This is a genomic window from Paenibacillus sp. GM2, assembly GCF_900069005.2.
In the GTDB taxonomy this organism is placed as follows: Bacteria; Bacillota; Bacilli; order Paenibacillales; family Paenibacillaceae; genus Fontibacillus.
On sequence record NZ_LN831279.1, the window covers coordinates 2,789,633 to 2,811,105 of the forward strand.

Below are 21,473 nucleotides of genomic sequence, written 5' to 3' on the forward strand. Positions count from 1 at the left end.
CTCTTCCTCCACGCCTGTAACCAGACGTAGGGACGAGAGCTATAGCTTTCCCGCGGTTCCACCCTACTTGATTTGCCAACTTTTTTGAATATTTATCAAAAAGAAAGTTTAGCAAATCCGCTTTTCACGAACAATTCTTCATGCTCCCGGGCTGCCATTTCATGGACTAATCCGACCGGGCTTACACCTTCCCCGGCTCGCTTCATGCAGATGTAGACTCCATTACTTGTCCCGCTCAACACATGAATCTCCATATAGAGATTGCTCAAAAAAGTCACTTTTGATCCTGCGCTTCGATGCTGACCAACCGACCTTTTTAAACTCGTACTAACTGGAGAAATTCTAGTAAATTATAAATAATTACAGATAGAATGTCAAATATTATACTTGTTCAGTTGATCCAGCACCTGCAGCGATTTTAGCTTGAGCCCCAGTTGAATATCTATAAAAGAACGCATCAATTCCTTCAGTTCTTGCCTGGTGTTATCCTTTACACTAATGCTGCCCAGCCTTCTCATATCCATTCTTTCAAACAAAGTCAGCAATTTATAAGTCCCCGCTGTAATTTCCCGCGCCGCTGGATCGTGATGACGGCATCTTCGACATAGTTTGCCTCCCAGCCGCGGACTCATGAAGGTGGATTCATCCTCAGCCCCACAATTGACACAAGCGCTGAAGGAAGGTCCGTATCCCGCGGCCTGAAGAACCTTAATTTCATATAGATGGAGAACGATCTGCGGATCTTTTCCAGTCGACAACGCATCCAGACAGGCCTTCAGTTGTGTGAACCAGAAACGCCCGATTTCTTCATCCTGCAGCGTACGGTCCAGCAATTCACAAGCATAGGAAGCATAGGCCGCCAGGAACAGATCCTCACGCAAAGAAAAGTGAGATTCAATAATCTCACCTTGATTCAGCGTTCCCAAGCCGCCATTTTGACGGAAGAACACATATTCTCCATAAGTAAAAGGCTGCACCATGGCGGCCAAGCGGCTCTTCATCTTCTTAGCTCCGCGCGCAATAACGCCGATTTTTCCATTATTTTCGGTGCAGAGTGTGACGATTTTATTCCCTTCGCCATAATCCATACTGCGGATGACGATTCCTTCTACTCTATACAACATACCTGTTCCCCCAACCGCTCCGGCTCCATAACAGCGTTATTCAGCCGCCGCTTCTTCCTCCTCGAGGCTCAGTTCCTCAATGGTACTGGCTTCCTCACCTATACTTCCACCAGACTCTTTATACAATAAATAAGCATCGACATCTCCCGTCATTGCAAAATACTTCCACGAAAAATCTCGCATTCGTATTCATCCTCTCTTCGGAAACGACGTCTGTATCTACAAAGAATAGGATGTGCTAGATGACATGATCTATGCGTTGCAATTCCTCCCAGCTTAGAGGAAGTTCAAGCAACCCGATTTTGATTACGATGTAATACTGTTGAACTACTCGACATCGAATCTTGAATTCAGCCGGGTCTTCCGGTGCTCACGTACACACTGCGTACGCTCCGCTCCTCTTCCCCTTCACCCGAGTGCCTATTTTACAATGTTTGACTTACGCCAACCGCAAACCCCCAGTTAAGCATCTTTATGGAAGCCGAGATCTTTAAGAACCCGATCCTGGTTTCGCCAGTCTTTCTTCACTTTGACCCAGAGCTCAAGGAAAATCTTCGAGCCAAGCAGGCGTTCAATATCCATTCTTGCCCGTTTGCCAACTTCCTTCAGCATTGAGCCTTGTTTACCGATAATGATCCCTTTCTGTGAATCACGCTCAACAAATATCACAGCCCCTACATAAACAACCCCGTTATCTTGCACACGCATATCTTCAATCGTCACTGCAATGGAATGCGGAACTTCTTCCCGGGTCATATGCAAAATTTTCTCGCGAATCAGTTCAGCACATACAAACTGCTCCGGATGGTCCGTAATTTGATCTTCAGGATAATATTGCGGTCCTTCTGGCAGGTATTTGCCGAGCTGTTCAAGCAGCGTATTCACGTTATTGCCCAGCATCGCCGAAACAGGCACGATTTCAGCAAAGTTGTGCAGCTTGCTATATTCCTCAATCAACGGAAGCAGAACCTCCGGCTCTACACGATCAATCTTGTTCAGCACCAGAATAACGGGTGTTGACAAGCCCTTAAGCTTCTCGATAATAAAGCGATCTCCCCCGCCTAGACCTTCTGCCGCATCGACCAGGAACAGGACGGCCTCCACTTCGCCAAGCGTATTTAACGCTGTTGTATTCATGAAATCTCCAAGCTTCGATTGACGCTTATGAATGCCTGGTGTATCAAGAAATACAATTTGCATTTCATCGGTCGTATAGACTCCGTGAATTTTATTCCGCGTCGTCTGCGGTTTATCGGACATAATCGCGATTTTTTGGCCAATCACCTGGTTCATCAGTGTGGATTTACCGACGTTAGGACGGCCGACAATAGCTACAAACCCCGATTTGAATTTAGATTTAGTCATATATGCAACCCTTTCATTATCCTTTAATCCTGAATTCGCTCCAAAACCTTCAGGAGGTTATTCAACATTCCATCAATTCATAAGTTGCCTCATTCCCCATGCTGCCATGCAGCCCATCAACGGGGAGGCTCAACTCATTCCTAGCCAGCTCATTACAGGCTGATAGAATAATAGTACCGCAACCAGCACAGAGATTATCGCTGCAACCAGCACCGCTGCGGCTGCCGCATCCTTGGCAATCTTGGCCAGCTTGTGCCAGTCCGGGCTGATCAGATCAACCGTCTTCTCAATCGCCGTATTCAGCAGCTCCGTACAGATCACTAGCGCAATCATAACAAGCAATAGAGCGATATCCCTTAACGTGAGTTGAAAAAACAACGCAGCCAGCACCACTAAGATGCCGGCCAGTACGTGAATGCGCAAATTTCGTTCTGTTCGTAAAGAATGGATGATCCCCTCAAATGCACAGCCGAATACATCGCTCCATTTACGCTTTGATCTCATTAGCGGAGCAGTCCTACTTGCGAAAGTGCTGCCTCTTGTTTGCCCATCATTTCCGCTTCGCTAGCTTCATCCTGATGGTCATAGCCAAGCAGATGCAAGAAGCCGTGCACAAACAAGAAGCCAATTTCCCGATGAAGAGAATGACCGTAGTCTTCGCTCTGCTGCTGAGCACGTTCTACAGAGATAATGATGTCGCCAAGCACGTCTGTCATTGCCTCTAGCTGATCCGCTTCTTCATCATCCACTTCATAGACGATCTCCAGCTCATCATCAAGGGATTCCTGCATCGCAAAGGACAATACATCCGTTGGCCGATCTATCCCGCGATAGGTCCGGTTCAGTTCATGAATATTCTCGTCATCGACAAAGGTCAGGGCAACCTCGCCTTCCGTTACCCCTTCGGCTTCGCCTGCTTTTTGCAGCAATTTATCCAATAAAGCAATCAAATCGTCGCTAATGGCCAGCTTGTCCTGCTCGTTGCTCCATTCTAACTTAAGCCCCATTTCCTTCCTGCCCCCTGTTGTTCTCTTCTTCCGCCGCTTTTGTCTTCTTCATCTGCTCCGGATATTCGATCCGGGAATGGAAGATCCCCATCACCGTTTCCTTCAGCGTCTTGGCAATGACATCAAGCTCACGCATCGTCAAATCGCATTCATTGAACTGGTGATCGTCCAGACGGCTCTTAATAATCTTCTCAATCATCGTCTCTACCTGTTCCACCGTAGGCTTGCGCAGCGAACGAACAGCCGCTTCAACACTATCCGCAATTCCTACTACGGCCGCTTCTTTGGATTGAGCCTTAGGACCATGATAACGGAAGTCCTCCTCCGTGAATTCAGGCTTAACACCTTGCTCTTCAGCCAAAGTCAGCGCCTTATGATAGAAATAATGCAGGCAGGTCGTTCCATGATGCTGCTCAGCAATATCACGAATCGGCTTAGGCAGCTTGTATTCCTTCAACATCTCGACCCCATCTGTCGTATGAGCAATAATGATCGACTTGCTCAGTTTCGGATCGATGAAGTCATGTGGATTCTCCATATTGTTCTGATTCTCAATAAAATAGCTTGGGCGTTTCGTCTTGCCGATATCGTGATAATAAGAACCCACGCGGCATAAAAGCCCGTTCGCGCCGATCGCCTCGGCTGCCGCTTCCGATAGATTGCCAACCATGACGCTATGATGGTAGGTTCCCGGCGTCTCAATCAGCAGCTTGCGCAGCAAAGGATGGTTCGGGTTAGACAACTCTACCAGCTTAAGCGCAGACAATATGCCAAAGGTAACCTCGAAGAAAGGCATCAGGCCGATGACAAGAATCGTTGTCAGCAGGCCTCCGGCAACAGCAAAGCCAATCGTATACAGCGTGCTGGATTCGGTCCAGCTGTTATTGTCTAACAGGATCAATGTGAAAGCCGAGAATGACCCGAATAGACAGATCATTATGCCCGCCTTCAGCAGCGTCGATCGCTGGCTGGCTCGATGTATCGCAAAGATCGCCGCAAAGGAAATTACGATCGTAAAGAAACCAAAGTTGAAGTCGAAAATTTGCCCTTTATGCACATTCAAAATTACGCTGGCCAGGGCACTGAACAAAATAGTGCAAATATAGGCAAGCTGTAAATCAAGCAACAATGTAATCAGCATAGCTCCGACAGCAACCGGAGCAAGAAAACCTACGTAAATCCGCTGTTCATTTTGCAAAATAGCAGCTAAATGCATCGAGATGATCGTAATCACAATGATCATGAGCAGCATAACAAACTGAGAATTATTATATTTGAAGCGGCTGGCCCCTTCCGATTGACGGATATACATAATCAGCCCCAGTGCAAGCACAGAAGAGAGCATGACGAGAGCGAATTGCGGCCAATAGTTAACCTCATTTTTAAGCAAGCCGTTCTTCTCAAGCAAATTGTACATTTCTTCTGTGATCTTCTGCCCCTTGGCTACGAGTACATCCCCCTGCTTGATAAAGACCGTTGGGGTATTCTCCCGTGCCTCTACCTTGGCAGCCTTGGTGGCTTCCTCATCATAGAACTTGTTAGGGGTAATCACAAGACGAGCCAGCTCCTGCACAACTTCGCGAGATACCCGTTTGCTCAAGGAGCTCGTGCTGACCATCTCCGCTACCTTCGCCCTGGCTGTCTGCGCATCAACGATCTGGTCGGTCATCAGCCGTGAGACGATCTCTGCGGCTACCGGCTTCATCTCATTAACATCTTCGAGCGTCAAACGCGGTATTTTAATAAAGGTCTCTTCTGAAATTTGATATTGCTGCTCATTAATCCGCTCCGTAGCCTCTTGGAACAGCGTGGCCGTATAGTCGCTCGAATTACGATTATTCTTAATGAAGTTCTGTATGTAATCCTTAACCCGCTGTGGCAGTTCATCATGGTAAATCTGCTTCTTATCTTCAGTCGAAACCTGATCATCCTGATTCAAACGGGCGATTCGGTCCAGAATTTGCCCGATAAGAATCTCGTTGCGCATGGGAAGAATCGTATAGACTTGTCCGACCTTCTCGGCCGCTTCCTCCTGAGCCTTCAGCGTCGCTTTGGTGTCCGGAATTTCCATCGGAGCTAGAATCTCTTTATCACTGGGCAAGCCAACCGCAATATCGTAGGTTTCTGGCAATAGCTTGGACGCCATGCTCACATACAGGATTACAATCAAGAGAACATACAAAATATAGCGCACAGTAGCGCTATATTTCCATCCTGCAGCCTTCGATTGGAACTTGCTCTTTTTTTGCATTTCATTTGAGGTCATAGAGACAGCCCTCCTATACTAGGCCTGATTTTCAGCGGCACGATCATAAGCAACAATAATCTTCTGAACCAGCGAGTGGCGCACCACATCCGACTCCACAAAATCAACAAATCCGATCTCATCAATATTATTCAGAATGGTTCTCGCCTCAATCAGCCCGGATTTCTTGCCTCGCGGAAGATCAATCTGAGTCACATCGCCTGTAATGACCATCTTTGAGCCAAAACCAAGCCGAGTCAGAAACATCTTCATCTGTTCTGGCGTCGTATTTTGGGCCTCGTCCAATATAATAAAAGAATCATCCAGCGTACGACCACGCATATAGGCAAGAGGAGCGATCTCAATCAGTCCCCGTTCCAACGCTTTTGCTGTCTGATCCGGCCCCATGACGTCGTATAACGCATCATACAGCGGACGCAAATAAGGGTCTACCTTCTCCTGTAAATCCCCTGGCAGGAAGCCCAGATTCTCCCCAGCTTCGACCGCAGGACGAGTCAGGATAATACGCTTAACCGAGCCTTCCTTCAGCGCCGAGATGGCCAGTACAACGGCAAGATAGGTTTTGCCTGTGCCCGCCGGGCCGATACCGAATACAATATCGTTCTTCTTGATCGTTGTGACATAATGCTTCTGTCCGATCGTCTTGACGCGTATTGGCTTCCCACGGAAGGTTACAGCGATCTCTCCCTTATATAAATCAAGCAATTGATCAGCCCGGAAATCCTGCGCCAGATCAATCGCATAGAGCACATCTCTTTCGGTCAATATATATCCATTGCGGATAAGTTCAAGCAATACCTCGAATAGCTGTTCAAGCCGTTCAACATCGCCGTTTTGACCGCGGACAGATATTTCCGATTCTCTTAGAACAATGTTTGCTGTAAATCTTTTCTCGATCAACTTCAGGAATGCATCTTGAGGGCCGAATAGTGACAAACCTTCAGACGCATTTTGAAGCGCTATTTTGACACTGACAAGTTGTTCTGACAAATTAGCCTCATTCTCCTTGCTATTGTACGATGGGTAGTTCTTTTGCTATATCCTGATCTACTTCAAAATGCACTTTCATATAAACTTTACCATTCTCAGTCTTCTCATGCAAAATTTTTTGCGATAAAACTACACTTTTTGTCCCGTACTTGCTCATAATATCGCGTTTTGCCGCCTCTATTCCATCATTTTTGGCCTTTTCCTCAGAAATCGCCAATTCAATAAAAGTCGTCTCCATAATCTCCTCGCTCATCCAGCCGATGGGCAGCTTGAAGCTTCTCCAGGTCAGCGGGTCTATTCTCGTCATCGTGTTGGATTTCTCAAAATCGACCTTCCCATATCCGGTAAGCTGAATCGCTGTTTTGCCAAAATATAAATATCCGCGTTCTTTTTTCTCTCCGGTATAAACCTTCTGCTTGCGCAGCAACGGTACTTCGATATTGTATTCATGCCAGACAATACCTCTGACCTCTCCCTTGGCGACAATTCTCTTGCCCCCCTGTTCACCGGAGATAAGAACTTGCCCTTTACGAACGCGGTCATTTTTTCTTACTTCCGGATTGCCCCTCTCCGCATAAATGCGTGTGACAACCGCATCCGACGTGCTGACAAAACTGCGCGGGTTCATCAACTCCTGCTCTTTCGGCTTTGACGCCTCCACGATCTGGATCCTGATCTTTGTTCCTGTGCGCGAGACGCCAACCCAGGATACCCCCGGCAGCTTGCGGGCCAGATCCTTGGAGAGCTCGTCCTGTCTGGGCAGCCGATAAATCCATTGGAAAGGATATACTCCCTCGCTACGAGCAGCAAGCAGGACATCCTCCTTTGGAATTTTGCCATTGCCCTCCACTTCAATATCCCATACCAGAGAAGATAATGCTAGTACAACGCCGATAAAAAGAGCAAATCCGAAGACGAACCATTTGCGTTTCCATAATCTGACCATCATAAAAGGAATGCCTGAGCGCCGCTTCACTCTAAGACGACAGCCTGTCCGCTTCAGAAGCGGACGCAGCTTGAAGAAGTCCGCCAGCTGGATGTTCATCTCCATTGTCCCATCCGGGAGCGGCTTCAGATCCCACACCTGCATCTCTTTCTTCGTTAGCTCATTGACGAGAAGTTCAATCGATTTACCGCGGACGACAATCGTGACTACGCCGCGCAGCTTGGCAAAGACGGGTGATTTCACAGCTTACTCCTCCGTTCCGCGATATTTAATCCCTTCGATTTTCCCTTCGATGACGATTTCCTGTGGCAATATTTCCTTTATGACAAGTCCACTCCCCTCGACCTCAAGAGAACCGTGGCTTAACTCCAATTGAAGCTGTTCCGGAGAGAAGAACACTACCCCGCGATGATTCTCTATGTACAACTGCTTACCTCCGATCAAGGTGAGCCTTGGCAAATTAAAAACAAGATCTCCTGGCAAGTCGAGCGCTTCGACCGTCCATTTGCGAAATTTGCGGACAAACCGGCTCATATGAGGCAATCCTCCTTCCCCTACTGTACAAAATATGCGGGGAGGTGGTGATTTATGAAAACACAAGAAAAAACACCTTCTACGATGTAGAAGGTGTTTACCTCTATTAGCTATTGCAGAGACTGTTGCACTGCCTGATTAACAAGCTTACCGTCAGCCCGGCCTTTGACCTTGGGCATCAGCGCGCTCATCACTTTCCCCATATCAGCTTTTGAAGAAGCACCGGTTTCCTGGATGGTCTGCTGTACAATGACTTTAATTTCTTCTTCAGTTAACTGCTTGGGAAGGTATACGGCAATGATCTCAACTTCCGCTCTGGCACTCGCGGCAAGATCTTCGCGACCTGCTTTTTCAAATTCTTGGAGGGCATCTTTGCGCTGTTTGATCTCACGACTTAGGATATCAAGCACTTCATTATCGTCCAAAGTTCTTTTCAAATCTATCTCAAGATTTTTAATCGTAGAACGTACCATTCGTATGGTGGAGAGTTTGAACTTGTCTTGACTCTTCATCGCTTGCTTCATATCTTCGTTCAATCGCTCGCTAAGATTCATGGTAGCTAATTCCTCCTAAAACTTTCTCTTACGAGCAGCCTCGGACTTTTTCTTGCGCTTTACGCTTGGCTTTTCATAATGCTTGCGTTTCTTCACCTCAGCCAATACGCCATCTTTAGCAATGGAACGTTTAAAGCGACGAAGTGCAGCATCAATTGTCTCGTTTTTGCGAACTTTAGTTTCAGACACCAGTTTTCCCTCCCTCCGACCAGACCGTCCAAGAGCATAACAACACGGTTCATCAAGCTACATTATAGGGGAAAAATAAAGAAGGTGTCAACCTGACACCCTGTTTTCCTATTCATTATTTATTACTTTTTTACCTATGCACACCGATCAGCATGAGGCAAAAACGGCGGTATACCTTAGTTTTTCCACAATTTCAGGCAATTAGACATTCACAAAATTCGTCAATTTGCATGTGAATCCGAAGTTTGTGCAAGCGCCCCCAGCTTCGCTCCGCCTAGCAGGTGATAGTGAATATGATATACAGCCTGTCCGCTATCAGGACCGCAGTTATTGATCAATCTGTAGCCAGTCTCTGCAACACCAAGCTCCTTGGCCATCTGCTGTGCAATGCGATGCAATTCACCAATCATGGCATAATCTTCTGAGCCGACATCGTTCATCGTAGCGATATGCTTCTTCGGAATGATCAGTACATGGACCGGCGCTGCAGGCTGGATATCATGAAATACGAGAAATGTATCGTCTTCATACACTTTTTTCGAAGGGATCTTCCCCTCTACAATGCTACAAAACAAACAATTTTCCATTTTACATTATCCTCCTTCAAAGTAGTGTTCAAGCATGTTCCCTCTAACTTCCTTATAATAGGGCAGTTTAAAAAGACCGCTTGCGATTACGAAGTGAATTAAAGAAGCCACTCGGTAACAAATCCTAAATTCAGCCGGGTCCAGGTAAATAACACGAAGTCACGTTTCCCGGAAACATCTCCGGTGCTCCCGTACCCATTCAAGCAAAGGCTTCCGGGATCGTTTTATCCAAATAACGTGCTGCTCCGCTCCTCACCCTAGTTACGTCCAACTGAAGCGTTTGGTAGAAACGCACATCGGTTATCATACGCTTAAGTCCTGAAAACCGATCTTTCTGAACACATACCTTAATGATACCGAAAAAAGGCAAAAAAAAGAAGCACCCTGTTTCCTCTCAAATAAGGAAACGAATCTACGGACGTATTGGAATCAAAAATGAGCATTTCTGCCACCAATACGTCCGCCGGGGTGCATCTATAAGATGTCGGCTAACTGTAGTATAACAGCCACTTGAAGCTGTATCTGTGATATACGTCACGTTTTATTTTGTAATCAAAAATTATACGAAGTTCCTAATGTCATTCATCCGTTTGAACTTATACGAAGCGAGCAGGAAAAAGACAACGATGAATCCGCCCAGTACTAGCAGATTGAACCCTATGCTCGTGAAGCTGCCGCCTTCTTGCAGCTGGCTGATCGTTTGCAATACCCAGTGCTGAGGGAGAAAATCAGCGATACGCCGTAAGAATGCCGGCATAATATCAATCGGGAAGAAGCATCCGGCAAGCAGGCAGCTCGGTGTTACAATCAGATTCTGCAGAGCCCCGGACATTCCGCTGCTCTTGGAGAAGGCAACGATGGACAACGAGATGCCCACTGAGATAAGAGCGAATAAGGCAAGCAGCCCTACCAGTTGATACAGCGGTATTCCCGTTTCGAACTTGAACACATACCTGATGCACATCACGGTGAATCCAATCTGGATCAGCATGACTATAAAATTGACGATGATATTGGAAATGACATAGGTTCTGGGAGTGATCGGCGAAGACATTATCCGGAAATAGGTACGATCCTCTCGTCCTTTCAAAATCAGCTCAGATAGATTAATAGCCGACATCATCATGAACATGATCAAGAATCCAATCGATTGCGAGGACATCGCAACGGTTGCTGATTTATCGTTCAACGTATTTGCAGTTAAATGGAAGCCCTGGCTCTGATAGTCTTCATAGAGTTGTTGGTATCGGCTTGGATCACCGCCAGAAATTTGCCCGACCGCTGCAAAATTATCAATATAAATATACAGCATCGCTTTCATGTAAGCCGTCACCTGAGCACCCTTCAACGATTGAATGGTGATATGTGCAGGTTCTCCGGCCAATACACTATCTGAATAACCCTTCTGCAGAATCAGACCGCTATCGAGCTTGCCAGCAGCAAGCTGCTTTTGCATTTCGGCCTCCGTCACATTTTTGACTTCAACTTGATCGAGACCCTGTAGAAAAGAGATGGTATTCGCAGCTATCTCTGCCCCATCCTCATTAACTACACCGACATGCAGGCCTCCCTGCCCGTTCCCCGAATAGATTAACAGAGAGAACAGAATGCCAGCCAAGGGCAAACCGAGATACAGAATCAGATTGCTGCGTTTGCGGAAAGTCGTACGCAGCAACGTAATAACGAGCCAGCTAATATCTTTTAGCATAATTATAGTCCCTCCCTACGCCGCATCATGAGCGCCGCAATCGCCAGCATTACAGCCGCGAGTCCGATATTAAGCGCAAACACCGGCCACATCTCCCAAATCTCATTCCTATAGACGATGCCTGTCAGCGCATTATTCGTCCAGCGAACCGGGGATAATCGAATAATGAATGACATAATCTTGGTCATCTCAATCCCTGCTTCATCGAACGGAAAATAGGCCCCTCCGAAGACAGCTCCAAGCTGTGTTACCAACAGAAGTATGGCGCGACTGGCTGTATCCTTAAAGGTATAGCTAACAGCCAGCCCTAGGCTGACAGCCATTATAACCTCAGATAACAACAGGAGGATGACAGCAGGCAAATGATCGCCCCAATAGGCCCCGAAGGCCAATTTGCTAAAGAAGATAATAATCAGAACGCAAAGCATATTCACAACGAGATTGCCAAGGACTTTGCCGATGAAAATTTCTCCTTTATTAATCGGGGCTGCCACGAGCCGAAATGCGGTTCCTTCTCTGACCTCCGCAGCAATCAGCTGACCGGCTGACATCGCCCCCCACAGGGCAACCATCGCGGTCATGGCCATAGCATAATAATCCAGTGCGCCAGGCTTGCGGTCAGGAACCAGCGAAGTCTCCTGGATGTAATCCTGCGCTGCGGAACTGGAACTGACGACACCTATTTTGTCAGGCTCCAGCTTGGCAATCGTACTGACCACCTTGTATTTCTCTGTGAACGCAGTCAGCGTGCCCTGCAAAATTTGATGCTCCAATGTAATGAAGCTGTTGCTGTATAGTTCAATGCCGTCCTTTGTCAGTTCCACATAGTCGGCATAACGGCCCTCCCTTACCTCCTCCTGACCATTCATGCCCGCCTTCAGGTCCTCGAACAGAATCCCTGATTTGGCTGTCTCTGCGGAGAAGGCTGCGAAGCTGCGTGTTAGAGCCTCATTCTCTCCCATGTCCTTAACTAGGACGTGGATTTTATCGATCGATGCTGAGCCGCCCTCAAAAGCATTGCTGAGCGCAAATCCCAAAACCATCATCAGCACAATTGGAAATGCCAGCATAAATATAAGCGTCCAGCGGTCGCGCATATCCTGCAAAAATTCTTTATACGCAATGCGTAAAATGTTCATTGATTTCCCTTCCCCCTTTCGTTAGCTCGCCTTCATGCTTCTTAGTCCCGGAGTGTCCGTCCGGTCAGCGTCAGAAACACCGTCTCCAGATTGGGTTCCTGCTCCTCCACCGAGCGGATATCCGCATCATGATCGATCAATTCCTTCAGAATCAGACCGAGATTATCCACTTCCAGATCGCAGAAGACCCGTACTGTCTGTTCCATCAATTCGACACTTCTTACCCCTGGAATTCTGCGCAGCGTATCAGTGAGGTTGGCGCTGCATTTCTTGAGCTCGATCCGAATCTCTTTAACATCCGTTATGGTCGCTACCAGCTGCTCCTTTGTTCCCTCTGCAATGACTTTACCGTGATCGATAATAGCAACCCGGGTGCAGATCTCTTCGACTTCCTCCATATAATGGCTGGTGTAAATGATTGTACAGCCCATCTCATTCAGCTTGCGTACCGAATTTAAAATATAATTTCGGGAGTGCGGGTCGATTCCGACCGTCGGCTCATCCATAATGATCAGCTTGGGGCGATGTGCGATCGCACAGGCGATATTGAGACGCCGTTTCATCCCGCCGGAGAAGTTCTTCGGATAGCTTTTAATCTTGTCTTCCAGCCCGACGAACTTAAGGGCTTCAAGCGTCCGCTCCTTGAGCTCTGCTCCACGCAATCCGTATAAGCCGGCAAAGAAGCTGACATTCTCATAGGCGGTCATATCCTTGTAAATCGCTAGATCCTGGGGCACGATGCCCAGATTCATCTTGGCGTAGCGGCCATGCTTCATAATGTCCCGCTCCAAAATCCGGATCTCTCCGCTGCTCGGACGCAGCAGGGAAGCCACCAGATTAATCGTTGTACTCTTGCCCGCCCCGTTTGCTCCGAGGAATCCGAATATCTCGCCTTCCCGAACCGCCAGCGACATATTATCAACAGCTATGAACTCACCGAATTTCTTGGTCAATTCGCGAATTTCCAGTACATTCATCCCAGACACTCTCCATTTCGATTCATCATTTCTCATCCGCTTAATGATCCTATTGTAGAGAAAAAGGATGCCCTTATGTCAGTGCATAAGTTCATCCTTTGCATATTAGAAATTTCATGTTTTTAGAGATTGTCCAAAAAGTACGCTTTGGATAAAAAAACCGATCTATCCCCCTCATAAAGGAACAAAAGCGATCCGAAGGCAGTTTTCTTACGATATAGAATCTCATCAGCTACGCTGACAACAAATCATTCTATATCAAGCACGAAGCGAAGGGAATCAAGCAGTACTCGGCATCGAATCTTGAATTCAGCCGGTCGTAGGCGAACTTACAAGTCGCGGTTTCTGCGGGAACAGGCGGTCAGATAGCCCACGTACTCCATACAAGCCAATGCTTCATAGTAATGTTTCCCGCGGGAACATCTTCGGTGCTCATCGTACCTATTGCGGGCGGATGCTTTCGAGGTCGTTTTCTAAGTAAACGTGTTGCTCCACTCCTCAATCCCCAGCTTCATTTGGATATGTACACTTTGGTGCTGAAAGTCAGACTTTTGAACTTATGTTTTCAGGTAACCGGGGATGGGGTGAATATTTTCATGCACACACTCTAACGAAACTACAGATCGTTATTTCCCCATAAAGAGCCACAAACTAAATCTAACGAAACACCATATCGTTATTCGAGAGAAATTCACCCTTTTTGCCGGAAATTCGCCTAAATAACGATACCCTGTTTCGTTACAATTTTGATCTGCCCTTTTCGGTCCATATAACGATATCCAGTTTCGTTAGAGTTGGAGAGGTAGCACTAGCACTCTGCCACTTTACTATTGGTTCGCGTTGGTTTGTGCCTATCCCTTCGCTGCTGGCAAAAACCGCTATATGAGAAAATTCGCCCTAGTTCTCCCCGGTATGCAAAATGAAAGTCTGACTCTTTGGATTCATATTTTCAGTGAGCCTCCCGGGGATGGGGTGAATATTTTCATGTGCACACTCTAACGAAACTACAGATCGCTATTTCCCCATAAAAAGCCACAAACTAAATCTAACGAAACACCATATCGTTATTCGAGAGAAATTCACTCTTTTTGCCGGAAATTCGCCTAAATAACGATACCCTGTTTCGTTACAATTTTGATCCGCCCTTTTCGGTCCATATAACGATATCCAGTTTCGTTAGAGTTGGAGAGGTAGCACTAGCACTTTGCCATTGGTTCCCGTTGGTTAGTGCCTATCACTTCACTACTGGCGAAAACCGCTATATGAGAAAATTAGCCCTAGTTCTCCCCGGTATGCAAAATGAAAGTCTGACTCTTTGGATTCATATTTTCAGTGAACCTCCCGGGGATGGGGTGAATATTTTCATGTGCACACTCTAACGAAACTACAGATCGCTATTTCCCCATAAAAAGCGACGAAATAAATCTAACGAAACACCATATCGTTATTCGAGAGAAATTCACTCTTTTTGCCGGAAATTCGCCTAAATAACGATACCCTGTTTCGTTACAATTTTGATCCGCCCTTTTCGATCCATATAACGATATCCAGTTTCGTTAGAGTTGGAGAGGTAGCACTAGCACTCTGCCACTTTGCCATTGGTTCCCGTTGGTTAGTGCCTATCACTTCACTACTGGCGAAAACCGCTATATGAGAAAATTAGCCCTAGTTCTCCCCGGTAAGCGGAATAAGCGTTGTGACGCTGAAGCCCTTGGTTCCATCGGCAATGATTGTACCGCCTACCGAGGCCGTCCGTTCTTCCATGCCAATCAATCCGAGGCCCTTCACAATTTTCTCTTTACCGCGCCCATTGTCGTTCACAACAACTTTGATCATCTTTCCCAATACGCGAACTTCAACATGAACCGTTGTTGCACCGGCATATTTGGCTGTATTCGTCAATGCTTCTGTCACATTCTCCTGAATGATCTTCCAGTGAAGAGGTGTAATCAGCTCAAGTTGGCCCCCATGTACAACCGAAGTTGCCAGGCTGGAATGACTGCCGAACGCCTCTACTAACGTCTTCAGCCGCTGGATTCCCAGTTGCTGTAGCGCTGGTTTCATGTTTTTCAGCGTATGTCGGATCTGTTCGATCGCCTCTTTGGAGATGCCGATAGCATTCTGCAGCAAAGTCTCAGCGGACTCAGGGTCAGTCTGCAAAATACGTTTGGCCGCCTCCATTTGAATAAGCGCCCCTGTCATCGAGTGGCCCACTCCGTCATGGATTTCTTGGGACAAACGGTTGCGCTCCTCCAGCTTATAGGTATACTCCGATACGCGAATGAACTCTTCATTCTCATGCAGCTTTCTTCGAAGCTGGTCTTGCGAATGCCGCATCTGATCGAGCTGTTCCTCCTGCTTCCTGGCCTTGTTACGCGCTTCACTGATCAGCAGGTAGTTCATCATACTCAGTACAGCTAAAAGACCATACAGCATAAGCAGAGAGCCGCTGATAAGCCATAGCGGTACGAACAGCAAAAGATAATACCATTTCTGCCGCTGATCATCATACGACGCCAATTCAAAGACGCTAAATGGGTATAGCAGCAAAAAATAAGGATTAATATAAAACGCGCAAACTAGTGTATAAGCCATTCCAATCCCGATCACAGCCTGTGTAGCATAACGGTTGCGAATAATCTGAGCTGATAGATCGATCGCAATATAGACCAGAAAATAGAATACCAGCCATCTCGAAGGCTGATCATTCATAAAATACGCCCCAGAAACAACGAATAATAAGACAACCAGCTTATTACCCATATTCCATAGCTCCATCTCTCTAACGTATCCTTCCCGTTAAATAATAGATAGCGATTTGGGTGCGGTGCTCAAGCCCGGTTTTATTCAATAGCGAAGTAATATAATTGGCGACCGTTCCTTCCGAAATGAACAGCTCTTTGGAAATCTCTTTATTGGACAATCCTCTGGCGATGCTGGACATGACCTCTAGTTCACGCTCGGTGAAAAGACTGACATCAATCGGCGGTTCAACCACGACGGGCGTATGATCGCCAAGATTCAGCTTCAGTTTGTCAAGAATGACATTTTGCAAAACGTTGTGACCATGATGGATGCTCTTAATCGCATCACGAATCCGCTCGGGATCGTTGTTTTTCAATAAATAGCCCTTAGCGCCAAAACGAATAGCATCCGTAATATACTCATCGTCGTCAAAGGTAGTCAGAATAAGCGGCTTCGTCTTTGTCGTCTCCGTAAGCAGACGCGTCGCCTCGACGCCATTCATATTCGGCATACGCACATCAAGCAGCGCCACATCCACTTCGTTGGCCTGGCAGAATTCCAACGCCTCGCGGCCGTCCTCTACCGTGGCTAATACTTCGAATTCCTCGAAAGAATTGAGGATTATGCGCATGCCCTCTCTAATAAATGAATTATCATCCGCGATTAATACTTTTATTTTCATACACCGACCCCTTCCAAGCTGCCCTTCTCCTTCACTTGCTCCGTCATATTCTGTGACTACATTCTCTCCACGACAACCTTAGAACCTTCACCGCCGCTCTCCGCCGGTATAACCACAAGCTTGCGCACCAATCGCGCCCGCAGCTCGGCCACATGTGTAATGATTCCGACCGATAGGTGATCATGATGGAGATGCTCCAGCGAAGTGATTACCGTATCCAGTAATTCAGGGTCGAGTGTGCCAAATCCTTCATCCAGGAAAAAGAATTGCAGCGGATATTTGCCGCGAAGCTGAATTTGTGCAGACAACGCCAACGCTAACGCCAACGAGGTCAGGAAGGTCTCACCACCGGACAGCGTCCCTACCGGCCGCTTCACCCCACCATTTGCATCGTCGCAAATGACAAAACCTCCGCCCGAATCTGTCTCCAGAGAATAACGCTGCTTCGTTAGCGAGCGGAGACGCTGGGAGGCTGCATGGCTAACATTCATCAACTGTTCTTCAGCCACATATTCAACGAAGGTGTTGCCGCGAAGCGTTGTTTGCAGTTTGGCCATTAATCCAGCCTGATGCTCAAGCTCCACTCGTCTCCCCTCAAGCTCCTTCCAGCGCACATGCCGCGAAGCCAAATCCTCCAGATCGCGCTCCGAACGCGCCTGACCTTGCAAAGCCGCCTCATCCTGCTGCTTGGCCAGGGACAACGCAAGCTGATAGGTCTCCCATTCTGCCTGATCAACCATCCGTCCATTCATCCTGACGTCCAGTTCCTTCAGGCGGATCTCGTGTTCAAGCTGCTCATCTCTGTGTAACTTAATCCGCTGCGCGCTCGCTTCCGACTGTTCCGCGCTCATTAACGCTTCCGCCGCTTCCTGCTCTGTGGCAAATGGCGATGCAGCCAATTGCTCCGAGCCGCGTGCCGCCCAATATTGCTCCTGCTCCCGGGCAGATACCGCGGCCTGATTCGCTGAAGCAGCAAGCGTCCCTGCTTCATTGCTATGCGCAGAAGTCTCCAATTGCAGCTTGCGTGTATGCTCAGCGGTTTGGCGCAGGGACTCCAGGGAAGTCTCCACTTCAAGCAGCAGTTGGTCTACTTGCTCTGAGCCAATCCAGGTATTCAGCCGCTCCTGCTTCTCTTGCAGCAAAGCCTTTTTCCCTTGCTCCTGCGTCTCTGCCTGCAGCAGCTGTTTGTCAAGCTCCACGCTCTCCTGCACTAAACCGGCAATGCGAGCTGTTCTCTCTTCAATATAAGGAACGCTAACAGCAAGCCTCTCTCTGACATCTGCGAGCTGGCGGTCTTTCGCCTGGATTTGCTCCTGCAGTTGTCCTACGGAATCGAGCGACAATTGTGGATAAGCTTGCTGCCATGCCTCCAGCGTTGTAGTTAATTCCTCAAGGAGCGCTGCGCTCCTTGAACTCGATTGCTCCAGCAATCCGATAGCGGCAGCCGACTCCGATTGCGCGGAACTATGCTGCGGCAGCAGTGCTGTCAGTTCAGCCTTTGCCTTCCGGACATCTCGCTGCAGCTGCTGTAGAAGGCTGCGCAATTGCCCTTGCTTTGCCCCTATTTCAACGATCGACTGCTGAAGCACGTCAAGTGATGCCAAAGCATCGGATTGCTCCAGCTTTTGCCCGGGCTCTCCCTCTTCACTCCGTGCGGATGGCATAGAGGCAGCGGTCTCCTGACGAGCCGTACCTGTCGCTTCGATTATTTCCAGCTCTTCCGCAGCCTGGTTCTTCGCTCCACTGCTGTCTACTCCGAGCTGTTCAATCAGGCTATTCCCCGTGTCCAAATCACGTGACAGCTCATATTGCAGTTCCTGTACTCGTCCCAGCAGCTCGCCAATCTGCGTCAATTCCGCTGCTTCATCTGCGAACGCTTCCTCTGTTAGAACCATACCGGGATGATGCTCCGAGCCGCATACAGGGCACGGTGCTCCTTCTTGCAGCTGCTCCGCCAAACGCAGGGACCAAATATGCAGCTCACGTTCTTTCAGCGATGCCTTCAGCTTCGCCTCAAATTGAGTCAAAAACTGCCGACAAGAGGCTGCTTCCACGCTAAGCTGCTGTAAATGATCGATCTGCTCTGAAGCCTCTTTCGCCAGATCGTGACACCCGATCTCAATCAACTGCTTTGCCTGCACCAGTTCCTGCAGGCGAAGGGCGGCTTGCTCTGCTCTGACACGGTACGCTGCTTCTTCCTGAGCTGCGGCAGCTTGCTGCTGCTGCAATCTGGCGATTTCCTGCGCACTGTGATATGCAGCCTGTATGCGCTCCCGCTCATCAGGCGCCACTTCGTAGCCCGCGCGCTGTTGCTCTAACTCGCGCTGGCGCTGCTGCGCTTTGGCCAGAAGCTGCTCCTCCTTCGCCTGCTCCGTCGCCAACTGTTCCCGCTTACGAGCCGCTGCTTCGCGTGATGCCTGCAGCTGCTTCAGCACGGCAAGCAGCACATCGCACTCCGCTTGCAGGCGCTTGGCCTGCTCCAGCTCGCTCAGCCGCAGCAGCAGCGCCGGCTCCNGCCCAGGCCCTGCTGCTCCGCCTCCAGCTCCTTTAAGGTCTGGTCGGTCTCCTTGACCTTGCGGCTGAGCTTCTGTACAAGCAGGTCTCCATACTGCTCCAGATGGAACAGACGCTGCAGCATCTGGCGGCGGTCAGCCCCTTTCAAAGACAGAAACTCGGCGAATTTCCCTTGGGGGAGTACAACCGCGCGTGTAAAATCATCCATTTTTAAACCGATTTTCTCTTCTACAACCCGGGTAACATCCGCCAATTTATCGGCGATTACCCGGTCTCCAACATCACTGATCTCCACAAAGCGGCTAAGCGTATTGCTGATCGACAGCTCGTTTTGCCGTTTGAAGCGCCGCTCTACCCGGTACCGCTCTACTCCTTGTGCGGATACCAGCTCGAAAGTGAACGAGACAAACAGGCTGTCCTTAGCCTGATTCATAATTCCTTGCGTCCCGCCCGAAGCTCGTCCAACCTTGCCGTACATCGCCAATGTAATGGCATCCAGAAGCGTTGATTTGCCACTGCCGGTCGGGCCAAAAATCCCGAACAAGCCCGTATCGCACAGTTCGGTAAAATCAATCTCCTGCATCTCGCGGTAGCTCTGCAGCCCCGCCAATTTTAGGGCAATCGGCTTCATGCTTGCTCCACCTCCTCGCTATCCTGTTGCTCATCCTCGGCGATGAGCGACAGGAACAGATCGACCAGCTCCGCCTCCGGCTCAGCCCCGCCGCTCTGCCGCTGGTAGAAGCGGCGGAACAGCTCATCCACCGGCATCCCCGCGCGCGAGAAGGTCTGCTCTTCCGTGTCGCGACCCGGATATACCGGACGGATATGTATGATCCCTTCACGCGCTTTGCGAAGCGCCTGGATATCACCCAGCGACATCGCTTCCGTCAAGTTGATCTCAAGATCGATGAACGCATTGGCATCCCTGCCTTCTTCCAGCCAGCGCCGTACTTCGTCCAGTCCGCCGCGGCAGGCCCATCGCACGAGAGGTCGCCCGCTCGTCAAATACAATTCTTGTATTATCGGCTCCTCGCCCGGAGCAATATCCAGCAGCATTACCGATTTGGCTTGCCCCGCTTCCGAGAAGCTGTATGCCAGCGGCGAGCCACTGTAGCGCATCAAACTGCCCGCTTTGACCGCCTGTGGGCGATGCAGATGTCCAAGCGCCGTATACTGCGCTCCAACATCAAGGGCAGAAGGGTCCACCGTATAAGCGCCTCCGACCTGAATCGGTCTCTCGGAATCACTCTCCAGACCACCCAGAACATAAATATGGCTCATCGCCAAATTGACGGTATCCGGACGATAAGCCCCGGCAAGCTGCCTCATTAATTTGCCAACCTTCGCGCTATATGCGAGGCGCAGCTCTGCCTCATCGCTCTCACCGGCCAACAGCTCGGACAGACGCGACTCTGAGGGATATGGCAGGGCGGCGATTGCAGCGATCTCCCCCGTGCGCGGCACCTGTATTTTGACCGCTTCGACGGCCGGCAAACCTACCAAATGGATGCCGCGCCGAGATACTAAAGGCGAGACAGAGGCGACCCGCTCCGGTTGGTCATGGTTGCCGGCGATCACAACGAGCTGCCTTCCATTCTCAGCAAGCCGGGCAGCCGCATCATAGAACAGGGATTCCGCCGCTGCCGGCGGGTTAACACTATCATAGACATCCCCCGCCATCAGTATGACATCGACCTGCTCCGCCTCCGAGATCGCCACCAGCTCGTCCAGAAACTGCTCCTGCTCCGGCAAACGGCTTCTGCCCTCAAGCGTACGTCCCAAGTGCCAATCCCCCGTATGCAAAATACGCACTTATCCATCTCCCCTTCCAACTCTATTACTCTATGAAACTAACAATATTAACGAAATTAGCAGAACTAACGAAACTGGAACACGCTATTTCCACAAAAACAAGACCATTTCACATTTAACGAAACTACGTATCGTTATCTAGACGAAATCCTTGCTTTCTTCCCACTTTTCGAGTCAATAGCGATACCAGGTTTCGTTAGAGTTTTTAGAAGCTTCTATTGACCCTAATAGCGATATCCTGTTTCGCTAGAGTTTGTTTAAGCAACTATTGACCCAAATGACGATACCCTGTTTCGCTAGAGTTTGTTCAAGACCCTACTGACCCTAATAGCGA

Annotated in this window: 19 protein-coding genes and 1 pseudogene; all 20 read right to left on the minus strand. The window is 48.7% G+C overall.

The window, feature by feature from the left end; translation table 11 throughout:
- Positions 1–95 precede the first annotated feature (95 nt).
- The 20 genes and pseudogenes from BN1360_RS22500 to BN1360_RS22595 all read right to left on the minus strand — a co-directional run bounded on the left by BN1360_RS22500 (position 96) and on the right by BN1360_RS22595 (position 21,139).
- Positions 96–269, minus strand: a complete 174-nt coding sequence (locus BN1360_RS22500) for a hypothetical protein (protein ID WP_229521077.1) — start codon at positions 267–269, stop codon at positions 96–98.
- Between the two features lie 105 nt (positions 270–374).
- A complete protein-coding gene (recO, locus tag BN1360_RS22505; RefSeq protein WP_068782086.1) occupies positions 375–1,124 on the minus strand; it encodes a DNA repair protein RecO in 750 nt (249 codons plus the stop codon).
- A gap of 36 nt (positions 1,125–1,160) precedes the next feature.
- Positions 1,161–1,307, minus strand: a complete 147-nt coding sequence (locus tag BN1360_RS22510) for a YqzL family protein (protein ID WP_082790171.1) — start codon at positions 1,305–1,307, stop codon at positions 1,161–1,163.
- A 279-nt stretch (positions 1,308–1,586) separates the two neighbouring features.
- Entirely contained in the window at positions 1,587–2,489 is a 903-nt protein-coding gene (gene era, locus BN1360_RS22515) for a GTPase Era (RefSeq protein ID WP_068782087.1), read from the minus strand.
- Between the two features lie 129 nt (positions 2,490–2,618).
- On the minus strand, positions 2,619–2,993 hold the full coding sequence (locus tag BN1360_RS22520; protein WP_068782088.1) for a diacylglycerol kinase family protein: 375 nt from the start codon (positions 2,991–2,993) through the stop codon (positions 2,619–2,621).
- The gene (gene ybeY, locus BN1360_RS22525; protein ID WP_068782089.1) at positions 2,993–3,496 is read right to left on the minus strand and encodes an rRNA maturation RNase YbeY; all 504 of its coding nucleotides are present in this window, start codon (positions 3,494–3,496) and stop codon (positions 2,993–2,995) included. Before ybeY ends, BN1360_RS22520 begins: the two co-directional genes overlap by 1 nt.
- Positions 3,486–5,762 carry an HD family phosphohydrolase gene (locus BN1360_RS22530; protein WP_068782090.1) on the minus strand — a complete coding sequence of 759 codons (2,277 nt, stop codon included), beginning with the start codon at positions 5,760–5,762 and terminating at the stop codon, positions 3,486–3,488. The genes ybeY and BN1360_RS22530 overlap by 11 nt, the downstream gene beginning before the upstream one ends.
- An 18-nt stretch (positions 5,763–5,780) precedes the next feature.
- Positions 5,781–6,752, minus strand: a complete 972-nt coding sequence (locus BN1360_RS22535; protein ID WP_068782091.1) for a PhoH family protein — start codon at positions 6,750–6,752, stop codon at positions 5,781–5,783.
- A 19-nt stretch (positions 6,753–6,771) separates the two neighbouring features.
- Positions 6,772–7,941, minus strand: coding sequence for a sporulation protein YqfD (gene yqfD / locus BN1360_RS22540; RefSeq protein ID WP_068782092.1), 1,170 nt, complete (start codon positions 7,939–7,941; stop codon positions 6,772–6,774).
- Between the two features lie 3 nt (positions 7,942–7,944).
- The gene (yqfC, locus tag BN1360_RS22545) at positions 7,945–8,232 is read right to left on the minus strand and encodes a sporulation protein YqfC (protein ID WP_068782093.1); all 288 of its coding nucleotides are present in this window, start codon (positions 8,230–8,232) and stop codon (positions 7,945–7,947) included.
- A 110-nt stretch (positions 8,233–8,342) separates the two neighbouring features.
- Positions 8,343–8,786, minus strand: coding sequence for a GatB/YqeY domain-containing protein (locus tag BN1360_RS22550; protein ID WP_068782094.1), 444 nt, complete (start codon positions 8,784–8,786; stop codon positions 8,343–8,345).
- A 15-nt stretch (positions 8,787–8,801) separates the two neighbouring features.
- Positions 8,802–8,975: a 30S ribosomal protein S21 gene (gene rpsU / locus BN1360_RS22555; RefSeq protein ID WP_005547957.1), complete on the minus strand. Its 174-nt coding sequence runs from the start codon at positions 8,973–8,975 to the stop codon at positions 8,802–8,804.
- Between the two features lie 221 nt (positions 8,976–9,196).
- Complete coding sequence (locus BN1360_RS22560; protein WP_068782095.1) at positions 9,197–9,562, minus strand: histidine triad nucleotide-binding protein; 366 nt, start codon at positions 9,560–9,562, stop codon at positions 9,197–9,199.
- A gap of 559 nt (positions 9,563–10,121) precedes the next feature.
- Complete coding sequence (locus BN1360_RS22565; protein WP_068782096.1) at positions 10,122–11,270, minus strand: ABC transporter permease; 1,149 nt, start codon at positions 11,268–11,270, stop codon at positions 10,122–10,124.
- A 2-nt stretch (positions 11,271–11,272) separates the two neighbouring features.
- Complete coding sequence (locus BN1360_RS22570; RefSeq protein ID WP_068782097.1) at positions 11,273–12,409, minus strand: ABC transporter permease; 1,137 nt, start codon at positions 12,407–12,409, stop codon at positions 11,273–11,275.
- A 41-nt stretch (positions 12,410–12,450) separates the two neighbouring features.
- Positions 12,451–13,386 carry an ABC transporter ATP-binding protein gene (locus tag BN1360_RS22575; protein ID WP_068782098.1) on the minus strand — a complete coding sequence of 312 codons (936 nt, stop codon included), beginning with the start codon at positions 13,384–13,386 and terminating at the stop codon, positions 12,451–12,453.
- A 1,665-nt stretch (positions 13,387–15,051) separates the two neighbouring features.
- A complete protein-coding gene (locus BN1360_RS22580) occupies positions 15,052–16,149 on the minus strand; it encodes a sensor histidine kinase (RefSeq protein ID WP_195714295.1) in 1,098 nt (365 codons plus the stop codon).
- A 19-nt stretch (positions 16,150–16,168) separates the two neighbouring features.
- A complete protein-coding gene (locus BN1360_RS22585) occupies positions 16,169–16,813 on the minus strand; it encodes a response regulator transcription factor (RefSeq protein WP_068782100.1) in 645 nt (214 codons plus the stop codon).
- 56 nt (positions 16,814–16,869) lie between these two features.
- A pseudogene (locus tag BN1360_RS22590) lies at positions 16,870–19,958 on the minus strand (AAA family ATPase).
- Entirely contained in the window at positions 19,955–21,139 is a 1,185-nt protein-coding gene (locus tag BN1360_RS22595) for an exonuclease SbcCD subunit D (protein WP_068782103.1), read from the minus strand. The pseudogene BN1360_RS22590 and the gene BN1360_RS22595 overlap by 4 nt, the downstream one beginning before the upstream one ends.
- Positions 21,140–21,473 lie beyond the last annotated feature (334 nt).